The sequence below is a fragment of the Amycolatopsis sp. NPDC114504 genome (assembly GCF_055633595.1).
Genome location: NZ_JBVKDU010000006.1, coordinates 691625 through 703950 on the forward strand (window position 1 = coordinate 691625; position 12326 = coordinate 703950).

Annotated in this window: 8 protein-coding genes; 2 read left to right on the forward strand and 6 right to left on the reverse strand. The window is 69.2% G+C overall.

All coding sequences use genetic code 11. The annotated features are described in order from the left end of the window. Positions 1-43 precede the first annotated feature (43 nt). Positions 44-1975 carry a S53 family peptidase gene (locus tag ACZ7PG_RS45090; RefSeq protein ID WP_470245351.1) on the reverse strand — a complete coding sequence of 644 codons (1932 nt, stop codon included), beginning with the start codon at positions 1973-1975 and terminating at the stop codon, positions 44-46. 303 nt (positions 1976-2278) lie between these two features. Further along, positions 2279-3415: an ROK family transcriptional regulator gene (locus ACZ7PG_RS45095; protein ID WP_470245352.1), complete on the reverse strand. Its 1137-nt coding sequence runs from the start codon at positions 3413-3415 to the stop codon at positions 2279-2281. 59 nt (positions 3416-3474) lie between these two features. Between ACZ7PG_RS45095 and ACZ7PG_RS45100 the strand changes: the two genes are divergently transcribed. After that, the gene (locus tag ACZ7PG_RS45100; RefSeq protein WP_470245353.1) at positions 3475-4713 is read left to right on the forward strand and encodes an amylo-alpha-1,6-glucosidase; all 1239 of its coding nucleotides are present in this window, start codon (positions 3475-3477) and stop codon (positions 4711-4713) included. Here the strand turns inward: ACZ7PG_RS45100 and ACZ7PG_RS45105 are convergent. Beyond that, positions 4692-6464: an alpha-L-fucosidase gene (locus ACZ7PG_RS45105; RefSeq protein WP_470245354.1), complete on the reverse strand. Its 1773-nt coding sequence runs from the start codon at positions 6462-6464 to the stop codon at positions 4692-4694. The genes ACZ7PG_RS45100 and ACZ7PG_RS45105 overlap by 22 nt on opposite strands. Positions 6465-6861: 397 nt before the next feature. Between ACZ7PG_RS45105 and ACZ7PG_RS45110 the strand changes: the two genes are divergently transcribed. Next, positions 6862-8049 carry a glycoside hydrolase family 88/105 protein gene (locus ACZ7PG_RS45110; protein WP_470245355.1) on the forward strand — a complete coding sequence of 396 codons (1188 nt, stop codon included), beginning with the start codon at positions 6862-6864 and terminating at the stop codon, positions 8047-8049. A 245-nt stretch (positions 8050-8294) separates the two neighbouring features. On the opposite strand, the gene ACZ7PG_RS45115 is transcribed toward ACZ7PG_RS45110, so the two are convergent. The 3 genes from ACZ7PG_RS45115 to ACZ7PG_RS45125 all read right to left on the reverse strand — a co-directional run bounded on the left by ACZ7PG_RS45115 (position 8295) and on the right by ACZ7PG_RS45125 (position 12309). Continuing rightward, positions 8295-9776, reverse strand: coding sequence for a glycoside hydrolase family 28 protein (locus tag ACZ7PG_RS45115; RefSeq protein ID WP_470245356.1), 1482 nt, complete (start codon positions 9774-9776; stop codon positions 8295-8297). A 311-nt stretch (positions 9777-10087) separates the two neighbouring features. Further along, entirely contained in the window at positions 10088-10714 is a 627-nt protein-coding gene (locus tag ACZ7PG_RS45120) for a TetR family transcriptional regulator (protein WP_470245357.1), read from the reverse strand. A 23-nt stretch (positions 10715-10737) separates the two neighbouring features. Beyond that, positions 10738-12309, reverse strand: a complete 1572-nt coding sequence (locus ACZ7PG_RS45125; RefSeq protein WP_470245358.1) for an alkaline phosphatase D family protein — start codon at positions 12307-12309, stop codon at positions 10738-10740. Positions 12310-12326 lie beyond the last annotated feature (17 nt).

The following is a 12326-nucleotide window of genomic DNA, read 5'->3' on the forward strand; positions in this document are numbered from 1 at the left end:
CCCCCTCGCCGCAGCGACGAGGGGGCCCTTTCGGAATCACTCGCTAGACGAGCAGCAGGAACAGCAGCCCGTTGGGCGTGCCGAGACCCGTCACGTCGTCGTAGCCCGGGGTCGTGTGGATCGTCAGACCCTGGTAGTCGAGCGTGCGCACCGAGGTGAGCAGGCCGCCCGAAGCGTCGACCGAGTTGGCGAAGTCGACGCGCTCCACCGCGGCGTCCACGTGCTTCACGTCGCTGATCGCCGGCGTGCGCGAGGTCAGCTTGTAGATCACGGGGTTGATGAAGCCGTGGTGGAAGTGGTCGCGGCTGTCGGCCACGGCCATGATGCCGGCGAACACCGGCGACGCGAGGCTCGTGCCGCCGATCCGGTACTGGTCGTAGTAGGCGCCGTCCGGGAAGGTCTGCGTCTGGCCGACCAGGAAGCCGGTGTTCGGGTCACCGATCGCCGAGATGTCCGGCACCACGCGGCCCTTGTTGTTGCCGGTCTGGTTCTTCTTCGCCAGCGCGTCCGGCACGACACCCTTCTGGTAGAAGGGCTGCGCGAACAGCCGGCTCGTGCCGCCACCGGAACCGCTGGTGTAGGCCGCCGGGCCGTAGACGCCGTTGGTCAGCGTCGACTTGCTGGTCTCCCAGCCGGTCTCGAAGATCCGCTTGCCGTCCTTGCCGATCGCGATGGACGTGCCGCCGACCGCGGTGATCCACGGCGCCGAGGCGGAGAAGTCCGGCGACGGCGTGCCGAGGCGCGCGACCTCGTCGCCGTTGTCACCCGAGGAGAAGTAGACGCCGATGCCCTCGAGCACCGCCTGCAGCGAGATCTGGTTGAACACCTTGACCTCGTCGGCCGGGATGTCCTCGCCGGTGTCGCCGTAGGAGTTCGACACGATGTCGGCCTTGTGGCCGGCGATCACGTAGTTCAGCGCCTCGTCGAGGGCGTTGTCCTCGCAGGACTCGCCACCGACGTACAGGATGTCGGCGCCCGGCGCGAGACCGTGGGCGGCCTCGACGTCGAGGGTCTCCTCGCCGTACCAGCCGGCCGCGTCGCACTGGTCCGGCGGCTCGAGAACCGGGTTCGCCGGGAAGACGTGCTGCTTGAACTGGCTCTGCTTCAGCGGGTGTTGCGGGTCGTTCTTCTTCGCGTAGGTGCTCGCGTCGGAGTAGATCGTCGGCGAGGCGAACGCGTCCACGATGGCGATCGTGGTGCCCTTGCCGTCCGCGCCGACCTTGTCGACACCGTAGGCCGAGCGCAGCTGGGCCGGGGTGTAGCCGCAGGGGGCGTAGGGCAGGTGCTTGCCGTTGTAGGCGGGATCGGTGGTGTCGACCTTCTCGCCGTAGTAGGCGCTGCACGGCCGCGCGTTGCGGAACCCGGGGCCGGGGGCGACGTCGGACGGCGTCGCGGAACCCGTGTCGTGGTCCGGCTTGAACAGGTTGGTCGCCTGGTCGACGCCGACGACGCCGAGCACGTCGGCCGCCAGGTTCGCCGGCACCGACAGGTTCTTGTCGGCGGCGCGCAGGGTCTGGCCCTTGACCTTGTACTTGCCCAGCTTGACCCCGAACGCGTTCTGCGTCTGGCCGGCGGTGCCGGTGGCCTCGACGTAGGCGCGGTTCGACGGGATGTCCCCGATGCTGAACCCGCTGCCGGTCAGCCACGCCTTGACGGCGTTCACCGTCGCGTCGCTCGCGGCGAACCGGTCACGCACCTGGTCGGTGCTGAGGTACTGCCGGTAGGTCTTGCTGTCCGGGTCGGACACGGCCTGCGCCAGCGCCTCGGCACCGGCGTTGTCGCGCTGGTTCAGGTAGACCCGGAAGCTCAGCTTGGACGCGGCCGCCGTGTCGGCGACCTTCGCCTGCGCGTTCGCCCACAACGGGTGCGACTGCGGAATGTCCTGACGCCCCTGCGCGGACGCCGTGGCCGGCAGGGCGCCGGTCAGGCCACCCACCACCGCGAGCGAAAGGAGCAGGGTGGAGCTTCTTCGCACAGAAATCTCCCTCTTCTAAAGCGGCCCCCAGTAAATGGGCCTGGAACACCGGACGAGACTAGATCGGTGTTCCGCTCGCGGGGAAGTACTTGCGGAACCGTTATCTGGTCGCGAATTCACGGATCCCGGAGCGTGGTACGGAAATCCGATTTGTCACTCGAATTACGCGAGGAATAGCCCCCGATGAGAGGTACGTCCGATTCGTAACGGTAGTGCGGACCACGCGGGCCGGGCGCCCACCACCTACGAAAGTCGGTTGCTCCGTCCACTCCGGACAGTCCGCGGCTGACGGTACTTCGGCCGTCAGGCGCGCGCTTCGAGCCGCCGGTCCACCGCGGCCGCGGCGAACTCGGCCTCGACGACCATCGCCACCGCGCCGCCGAGCGCTTCGCCGCGGCCACCGATTTCGACGCGAAGGTTCCGCGTCGAACGCGGCAGGGCGCGCCGATAGAGCACTTCGCGCACGCCGGCCACGAAATGCGGTTCGGCCAGGTCGCCGGCGATCACCAGCACACCCGGGTTGACCACGCAGACCAGCGTCGCGAGCACCTCCCCCACCTCCCGCCCCGCCTCCTCGGCCAGGCGCACCGCCTCGGGTTCACCGGCCAGAATTCGCTCGCGGACGCCCGAGCCCGACGTCGTCGGCAGGCCCAGTTCCGTCAGCCGGGCGGCCAGCGCGCCGCCGCCGGCGACCGCGGCCAGACAGCCGAGCGAGCCGCACAAGCAGCGCGCGTCGGGGTGGCCGGGCAGCCGGACGTGCCCGATGTCGCCCGCGCCGCCGTCGATGCCGCGGTACACCTCGCCGCCGATGACCAGGCCGGCGCCGATCCCGGTGGACGCCTTGACGACCACCAGCGCGGCCGAGTCCGGGTACCGGGCGCGGTGCTCGCCCAGCGCCATCAGGTTCGCGTCGTTGTCGACCAGCACCGGGGCACCGAAGCGGGCCTCGAGGTGCGCGTCGATCGGGTAGCCGTCCCAGCCGGGCATGATCGGCGGCTGCAGGACCCTGCCGCGCTCGACCGGGCCCGGTACGGAAATCCCGACGCCGCACACCGGCCGGTCCACCTCGGCCAGCATCTCCTCGAACCACTCCGTGATCCGGCCGAGCACCGGCACCGGGCCGTCGGCGACGCGCAGGTCACCCGCGCGGTGGGCCAGCCGCCGTCCGGCCAGATCGGTGAGCGCGGCCTCGGCGTGCATGGTGTCGACGCTCGCGGCGAGGACGACGGCGTGCCGGTCGTCGAAGCGCAGCTGCCGGGCGGGGCGGCCGCCGGTGGAGTCCTCGTGGCCACCCTCGGCCAGCAGGCCCGCGTCCAGGAGCCGATCGAGCCGCGCGGTGAGCGTCGTGCGCGACAGCCCGGTGCGCGTGAGCAGGGCTTTTCGCGTGGTCGCCTGCCCGGTCCTGACCAGCTGCAACAGCTCGCCGGCGCTGGTCGTCATCGCCCTCCCCTCGGACTTTTGTCCATTGACAATACACAAGTCGGAGATAGATTGGACACATGGACGTAACATGGGGGCGTGCCGCGGCTGTCCTGGACGGCAACTGGCTCGGCTCGTCGACCGTGCCCTCGCGCTCGCTCTACCCGCACCAGTGGAGCTGGGACTCGGCGTTCATCGCGATCGGCCTGCGGCACCTGTCACCCGCGCGAGCGCGGCGCGAGCTGCTGACGCTGTTCTCCGCGCAGTGGCGCGACGGCCGCGTCCCGCACATCCTCTTCAACCCCGACACCCCGCCGGAGGCGTACTTCCCGGGCCCGGAATTCTGGCGCGCGCGGCGGACGTCGGGGCTGGTCCAGCCGCCGGTGCACGCACGGGCGGTGCTGGCCGTGCACGAGGCCGAACCCGACCGCACGTTCCTCGCGACGCTGTACCCGAAGCTGCGGGCCTGGCACGAGTACCTGCGGGTTTCGCGGGACGCCGGCGGGCGCGGGCTCGCCGCGATCGTGCACCCGTGGGAGTCCGGGATGGACAACAGCCCGGCCTGGGACGGCCCGCTCTCCCGCGTGACGCCGACGAACGGGTTCGTCCGCCGCGACCTGCAGCACGGTGACGCCGCCGACCGGCCGAGCGACGAGGACTACGGCCGGTACGTCCGGCTCGCGGCCGACTACCGGGACCGCGGCTACGAAGGCTTCGGCGAGTTCGTCGTCGAAGATCCCGGCTTCAACGCGATCCTGGCCGACGCCGACCTGGCGCTGGCCGAAATCGCCGACGTGCTGGGCCTGCCCGCGGCCGCCGCCACCCACCGCGAATCCGCGGCGCGCGTCGAGAAGGCGTTGCAGGAAACACTGTGGGACAACGGCTTCTTCTTCGCCCGCGACGTCCGGACCGGCGCGCTGACCCGCGCACACACGTGCGCGGGCCTGCTGCCGCTACTGCTGCCGGACCTGGCCGTCGCCCCGGCCCTGCTGGCGACGGCCACCGGGCCGCGGTTCCGCCTCGGGCGCGTCCACGGCGTCCCGAGCCACGACCTGACGGCGCCGGACTTCGACGCGGGCCGCTACTGGCGCGGCCCGTCGTGGGCCAACGTCGGCTGGCTGGTCCGCCAGGGACTGGTGCGCCACGGCGAGCACGCCCTGGCCGAGCGCCTGCGCGACGACCTCGTCTCGACGGCCGCACGCACGGACTTCGCGGAGTACGTGGACCCGCTGACCGGCGCGGGACACGGCGCCCGCTCGTTCGGCTGGACCGCGGCGCTGACCCTGGACCTGCTGGCTCAGCCCGCCGCCGTCGCGTAGTCCGAGCCCAGCCACGTCTCGTCGATGCGGAGCCGCTTGTAGCGCGTGCTGTCGCTCGATGCCGCGTACGTGCTCGTCACCTGCAAGCGGACGTACCTCGACGTCACCGCCGACAGGTCGACGAACTGGACTCCCCGGTGACTCGGAAGGGTTCCGGACTTCACCGCGCTGCCCCAGTTCTTGCCGTCGCTCGACACGAACACCTGGTACGCCTTGATGCGCGCCGACTGTTCCGTGTCCGAACGGGCGTAGCTGACCGAGTCCTCCCGCTGGTTGACGCCGAGGTACTGGACCTTCTTCACCGAGCCGAGGTCGTAGTCGAGGTTCACCGGGAGGGTCTTGTTGTTGTCGAAGTACGTCAGGTAGTCGCCGTCGCTCGCCGACTGCCCACTGTGGCCGCTCGCGGACGCGCTCGCCTTGAGCGTCACCGTCTTCGGGTCGTACGTGCCGGTGCGGCCGGCCGTCTCGACCTTGAACACCGTGTCGTACGTGTCCCATCCGGACAGCCCCGACAGCGTCAGGCTGCCGCTGCCCTGGGTGAACGCGATCGCCGCGCCGGTGCGGAGGTTCGTGACGCCGCGGACGCGGTAGCCGTTGTCGCGGATCTTCAGGGTGCCGCCCGACGGCTTGGTCAGGACGTGCACGTACTGCGTGTCGCCCTTGATGGTGATGACGCCGTGCGCGCCGTCGTTCCAGAAGCCCGGCTGCATGCCGCCGTACATGTACCCCGCGCCCTGCGTGCCGCCCAGCGACTCCCAGATCGCGCTCAGGTACGTGTTCGCGAAGTTGTTGAACGCCTCCTGGTTCGACGGGAACTTGCCGTTCACCATCGCCGTCTCGGCCATCAGCGACTTGATCGACGAACCCGAGTTCGTCACCAGACGTCCGATGTTCAGCGCCTTGTTGACCGCCGAGTTCGACCCGCCGTACCACCACGAGCCGGTGTCGGGCAGCTTGAAGCACGCCTCCGTGAGCCGCGGCATCGCCGTGTACGTCGCCTGCGGGTAGTCGTACGACGGGGACATGCCGGTCTTCTGCTCGTTGCTGATCGTGTCCATGATCGGCGTGTCTTCGTTGTTGTTGCTCAGCAAGTAGTCCGGCCGCTGCTGGTAGATCTGCTGGTACAGGTCGTGCGACTCCCAGTACGCGTTGTCGTTGTCGATCCAGAACCCGCCGAGGTCCGGGTAGTTCTTCATGACCTCGAAGAAGTTGTCGTAGCTGAACTGGCCGAAGCCGTCCTGGCTGTCGAGGTTCACGGTCTTGCCCTTGTACTTCGAGTAGCCGGCGGAGTCGAGCCACTCGTGGCCGCCCTCGTCGTGCCACTGCGCGTCGTTGGTCATGTAGAGGATGACCTTGAGCCCCTGGGGTTTCGCCGCGGCGATCAGCTCGCCGAGGAAGTCCCGCTTCGTGGTACAGCTGCCGGGAATCTTCGACGGCCAGGCGCGCGAGTAGCCGAGCCGGCTGTGGAACGACGCGAGCACGAGGTACGACGCGTGCAGCTTCTTCGCTTCGGTGACCCAGTAGGCGGGATTCCACCCGCCGTCGGTGATCGCCTTTTCCCAGGCGCTGCAACTGGTGTAGCCGGGCGACGTGCGCATGCCCCAGTGCAGGAACAGGCCCGCCTGGCTGTCGCGCAGCCATTGCTGGGACGGCTTCTGCAAGTCCGCCGACGCGGGCGCGGCGACGAGCCCGGCGACCACCAGCATCGACGCACAAGCGGCGAGTACCCGCCGCAGGAACTTGGCTGACATCAGTGACCTCCAAGTGGTCTGGTCCACTCGGTGGTGTACTCCTGACTTCCGGCCACGGTCAATACTGAGATCCGACCTTTTCGCGACGTCCCAGCGGCCGGTACATCCTGACTGCGGCCAACCGGGTTAAATATCTGATATATGACACGAGAGATCCGATCTCTCTTGACTCGACCTCCCGGAGGCGGGTAAATGTTCTCCCCGAGAGCGCTTTCACTCTCCCCCACCGCTCCGGCGACACGGGCAGCACGCCGCGCCCCCCCAGAGCTGGTCGGGATGCCGACGGACGGCGGATCGGCATCCCGGCCACCCATTCCGGGGCGGGGCACGCGTCCCCGACCGTGCCCTGCCCCGGTACTGCCCGCACCACCGGGGCCCGTGCACGAAAGGACAACGAATGTCCGAGCACCCCCTTCGCCCGACCCGGCGCGCGGTCCTGGCCGGCTCCCTGGGCGCACTGGGCGCCCTCGCCGCGGCAGGGCCCATCGCGCGCGCGGCGGACCGGCTCCCCCCGATCGGCGGTGCGGCGGCACCGGCGGACTGGTCCCGCGCGGTCATCGACTCGACGATGAAGCGCTACACGCCGGCGAAGATCGGCGGCTGGGGCTACACCCTCGGGCTGTACCTCTACGGCCAGTACCTCTTCTACAAGCGCACCGGCGAGCAGAAGTACCTCGACTACATCGTCGCGTGGTACGACCGCTTCATCACCGACAGCGGGATCTCCAACAGCTTCACCAACCTCGACTCGATGCGCTCGTGCCAGATGCTGCCGCTGCTGTACGCGGAGACGGGCCGCAAGAAGTACAAGACGGCGGCCGACCAGCTGCGCAAGCGGTTCCCGGCCTACCCGCGCACGTCCGACGGCGGCATGTTCCACGCGACGAGCAAGGTCGGCCAGCTGTGGGGCGACGGCGTCTACATGGCCCAGCCGTTCCTCGCGCTGTACGGCGCGGCGTTCGCCGACGGCGGCTACTGCTTCGAGGAGTCGGCGAAGAACCTGGTCGTCTACTTCAGCCACCTGCGCGAACCGGCGAAGGGCCTGCTGTACCACGCGTACGACGAGGACGGCTCCGAGTCGTGGTCGTCCGGCACCGGGCACCACTCGAAGTACCACTGGGCACGCGCGATCGGCTGGTTCGGCATGGCGGCCATCGACATCCTCGAGGTGCTCCCGGCCAACCACCCGCGGCGGCCCGCGCTGATCGAGATCGTCCAGTTCCTGGCGGCGGGCTACCAGCGCTACCAGGACGCCTCGACCGGCCGCTGGTACCAGGTCGTCGACCGCGGCGGGGACTCGAAGAACTGGCTGGAGACGTCGGCGTCGTCGATGTACACGTTCACGATGGCCCGCGGCGTCCAGCGCGGCTACCTGCCGGCGTCGTACCAGGCGGTGGCGGACCGCGGGTACGCCGGTGTCCTCAAGAAGGTCTCGGTCGGGTCGGACGGCCTGACGAACATCACCGACATCTGCGAGGGCACGAACGTCGGCGACCTGTCGTACTACTACGCCCGCGCCCGCAAGACGAACGACTTCCACGGCCTGGGCGCGTTCCTGATCATGAACGAACAGTATTCGCACTGACCTCGAGGCGCGCCGCAGAAGGGGCCCCGGCCAACCGGCCGGGCCCCTTCGTCCGTGCGGAAAGAGGCATCACGCGTGATCGAGGAGGCATCACGCGTGACTGGGGAGGCATCACGCGTGACTGGGCGGGCATCACGCGTCATGCCCCTCTGATCACGAGTGATGCCGCTTCAATCACGCGTGATGCCTCTCCCGACACGCGTGGGGCCCCTTCCCGCTCGCGGGAAGGGGCCCCGGGACGCTGGTCAGCAGGTCGAAGTCGAGCCGGAAGCGTTCAGCCGCAGGGCTGAGCCCGACGTTGTCGCCGAGTTCTTCACGCAGTAGCCCGTCACCGTCTGGAAGCCGATGTCGAACGGGCTCTTCGAGCCCTTCTCCGCCGTGAAGTGGTCGAACGTGATGTCCGAGCTGTTGTTCACGATGCTCGCCGGACGGCCGTCGTCCTTGGCGAACTCCACCGAGCTGTCGACGAACTTCACACCCGCCGCGTAGTGCAGGTACCAGCCGTACGACGGGCGCGTGCCGATGCTCTTCGGGTTGTAGTCCGTCGAATCGTTGCTCGGGACGCCCGTGCCCGCCGTGCCGTTGCCGCCGGGGACGTTCAGGTGGACGCCGGTGAACGTGACGTCGGAGACGCGGTGGGTGCTGTCCGCGCCCCAGATCGTCGGGCTGAAGTTGGTGCCCGTGTGCGTTCCGGTGATGTTGTCGAACGTGATCCCGCTGATCGAGCCGACGCCCGGCTTGTTGCCGCACCGCTTGCGCGTGCCGATCTTCATCATGATCGGCGAGTACGTGCCCGACATCGTGATGTTGCGGTAATGAACGTCAGAGATCTTCGCGCCGTCCATCGAAACGATCCCGATGCCGGATTTGTGCGCGCCGGTGATCGTGATGTCCGAGAACTGGTAACCGGTGAAGTCACCGCACGTCTCGGAACCGAACATCAGCGCGTTGCAGCAGACCGCCGACAGTTTCGCGTTGTTCACCGTGACGTTCCCGTTCGGCAGTTTCGCGCCGAGCGCGTAGTCGCTCTTGAACACGAGTGCGTCGTCGTTCGCCGCGATGGTCACATCGGTGATCTTGACGTTGGTCGTGCTGATGATGTTCCAGCCGTCGCGGTCGCTCGACGTGTCGATCGTCAGCTTGTCCGAGACGACGTTCGTGCAGCCGTTGATCAGCGCCGCGAAGTGGCCGCCGCGGCGCAGCTTGATCCCGGACAGCGTGAGCCCGTCACAGCGGGTGAGCGACAGGATCTTGTCGGCCTCGCCGGACTTCGGGTTGCCGGTGATGAGGTTGCCGCCGCCGTCGATCGTGCCGGCGCCGGTGAACCCGATGTTCGTGAGCTTGTCGCCGTAGAACATCGCGTTGTGGAAGTGGCTGTGGCCGTAGTCCTGGTAGTCGTCGTTCGGGTTCGACTCGGGCTTGTCGTAACTGTCCGCACTCGACCCGGTGATCGTCGACCCCGCGTCGAGCTGGATCGTCACGTTGCTCTTCAGGTGGACGGTGTTGGCCGACTTGTAGTTCCCCGAAGTGAACCGGACGGTGCCGCCGCCCGCGGCGTTGGCCGCCGTGATCGCCTTGTCGATGGCGCCGGAATCGTTGGTGGACCCGTTGCCCTTGGCGCCGTAGTCCTTGACGTCGTAAACGCCGCCGGGTGCGGCGGCGGACACTCCCGCACCGGCCACCACCAATGCCGCGACCGCGCCGGAGATCAGCAAGAATCTTTTCACCGTGAACCGCCTTGTCGTGATTCGGAGAAAGTGAGGCAAGACGGCGGAGCACTCAGCCTACGAGTGCCGCGAGCGGAGTGTCAAGATCGCTGGGAAAGCGGGGAAAGCCCATTCCCCGTGAGGCCCGGGGGACCCGCGACACCCCCAGTCGGACGCGGGTCCCCCGGTGTTCGGTGGTGCCGGAAAGCGCCGGGGACACCGGGGAGCTGACACCGATGTCCGCACAGGAATCGCAGTCTACCTTCGAAGAGCCCGGGGAAAACGTGCATCCGTCATGGTCCGGACCATGAATCCGTCATGATCCGGACGGTTCACGGGAACCCTACTCCGGACGCCAGCAGGTGGAACGCCCGTTCGGCGGCCGCGGCCGCCTCCGGGTGCCGCCGGTCCGCCGGGACGCCGGCCGCGACCGCGTCCATGTTGGCCGTCGCGAGGGTCCGGCGGACGGCCGCGATCTGCGCGGCGGCCAGCCCGGCGTCGAGCGGCGGGACGCCGGCCTCCCCCAGAGCGGCGGCCAGCGCCGACTCCCCCGCGGACGTGAACTCCGCCAGCCGCGCCACCAGCGCCGGCGTGCCGGTGACCAGCCGGAACACCGCGAGCACCGCGGGCTCGTCGCACAGGCCCGTCACGGGCGACCGCTCGGAAAGCCCCCGCAGGAACGCCTCCCGCAGGGCCGCCAGCGCGCCCTGCCCGGGACGCCGGGCGCGGACGACGTCGGCCGCGTCGGTCTCGTGGTCGGCGAACCGGTGCAGGACCAGGTCCTCCTTCGTCGGGAAGTAGGCGAAGAGGGTCCGCTTGGACACCTCGGCGACGCGCGCCACTTCGGCGACCCCGACGGCGTCGAACCCGCGCTCGAGGAAGAGCGCGATGGCCGCCGTCGAGATCGCCGCCCGCGTGCGGAGCTTCTTGCGCTCCCGCAGGCCCAGTTCTTCGGTCACATCACGCAGCGTAGCGCTCCGCGTCAGGCTTTCTGCAGGCCAGGCTTGCCTGCTTGCACTACGTAGCTGATGTCGTTCTTGATGACGACCGACGCCGGGTCGTAGACGCTGGTGTCGGACGTGGTCATGAAATCGGCTCGCATCTGCGACGGCGTGGTCGTGACGCGGACGTAGCCGCGCTCGCCCTTGCAGTACTTGATGTGCGGGTTGTTCGCGAGCCAGGCCGCGCTGGGCGCCGCGGCGTCGTCGCTGTTGCTCGTCACCGACGTCGTGACCAGCTCCGAGCCGATGAGCGGGTCGCTGTGGTCGAAGTAGTCGAGCCGCAGGTCGGCGGCCCAGTGCCGGTGGACGTCGCCGGTGAGCACGACCGGGTTGGCGACCTTCCGGTCGACCCAGCCCTTCGCGATCCGGTCGCGCGAAGCCTCGTAGCCCTGCCAGGAGTCGGGGCTCTCGCAGGTGGCCTTGTTGCCGTCGCCGTCGCGCGTGGCGAAGAAGACCTGCTGGCCGAGGAAGTCCCAGGTGGCCGGGTGCGACTCGAACTGCTTGAGCAGCCACGCCTCCTCGGTGCTGCCCAGGATGCTGCGCGAGGTGTTGCGCATGTCGGTGCAGGCCGGGCCGGTCGACCCGGACGGGTCGGCCACCTGGGCGTTGCGGTACTGACGCGTGTCGAGCATGTGGAACCGCGCCAGGTTGCCCCACATGAGCTGGCGGTACAGCTGGATCGACGCGCCGTTCGGCTTCGCGGTGGAGCGGATCGGGGTGTGCTCGTAGAACGCCTGGAACCCGGCGGCCTTGCGCGCGGCCGGCGCCGGCGAAGTCGTCCCGTTCCAGTTGTTCATGACCTCGTGGTCGTCGAAGACGACGATCCACGGCGCGATCGCGTGCGCGGCCTGCAGGTCCGCGTCGGTCTTGTGCTGGCCGTGGCGGGCGCGGTACAGGGCCAACGTGGTCGCGTCGTCGGCGACGGCGAGGCTGCGCGGGTTGCGCTCCGCCGCGGCGCGGCCCGACTTCTTCTCGTAGATGTAGTCGCCGAGGAACAGCACCAGGTCCGGGTCGTCGGCGACGACGCCCTTGTACGCGTGGTAGTAGCCCTCCTCCCAGTGCTGGCAGGAGGTGAAGCAGTACTTGAGCTGGTTGACCGCGGCCCCGGCGGCGGGCGCGGTGCGCGTGCGGCCGACCGGGGAGATGTAGCCGGAGCTCTTGAAGCGGTAGAAGTACTCGCGCGCCGGCTGCAGCCCCACCGGTTCGATGTGGACGCTGTGCGCGGCCGCGCGGACCGCGTTCACCGAACCGGTCTGCACGATCGAGGAGAACGCCTCGTCGTTCGCGATCTCCCAGTCGACCGCGTAGGTGGCGTCCGGCATGCCGCCGTACCCGTCGGCGTTGAGCGGCGCCGGCGCGAGTCTCGTCCAGAGCACCACGCTGTCGGGAAGCGGATCGCCGGAGGCGACGCCGAGCTGGAAGGGGTCGTGGATGGTGGGGGCGGCGGCCGTGGTGCGGGCGTTCGCCCAGGACGGCAGCGCGGCCGACGCCGCGGTCGCGGTGACGGCGGCGAGCCCGCCGAGGAGCACCTTGCGCCGGTTGACCTGAACCATGTCGGATTGCCTTTCGG

Coding starts and splice junctions, on each gene's coding strand:
- ACZ7PG_RS45095 (WP_470245352.1), bottom strand. CDS start 3,415: ATGACGACCAGCGCCGGCGAGCTGTTGCAGCTGGTCAGGACCGGGCAG.
- ACZ7PG_RS45105 (WP_470245354.1), bottom strand. CDS start 6,464: ATGTCAGCCAAGTTCCTGCGGCGGGTACTCGCCGCTTGTGCGTCGATG.
- ACZ7PG_RS45110 (WP_470245355.1), top strand. CDS start 6,862: ATGTCCGAGCACCCCCTTCGCCCGACCCGGCGCGCGGTCCTGGCCGGC.
- ACZ7PG_RS45125 (WP_470245358.1), bottom strand. CDS start 12,309: ATGGTTCAGGTCAACCGGCGCAAGGTGCTCCTCGGCGGGCTCGCCGCC.
- ACZ7PG_RS45100 (WP_470245353.1), top strand. CDS start 3,475: ATGGACGTAACATGGGGGCGTGCCGCGGCTGTCCTGGACGGCAACTGG.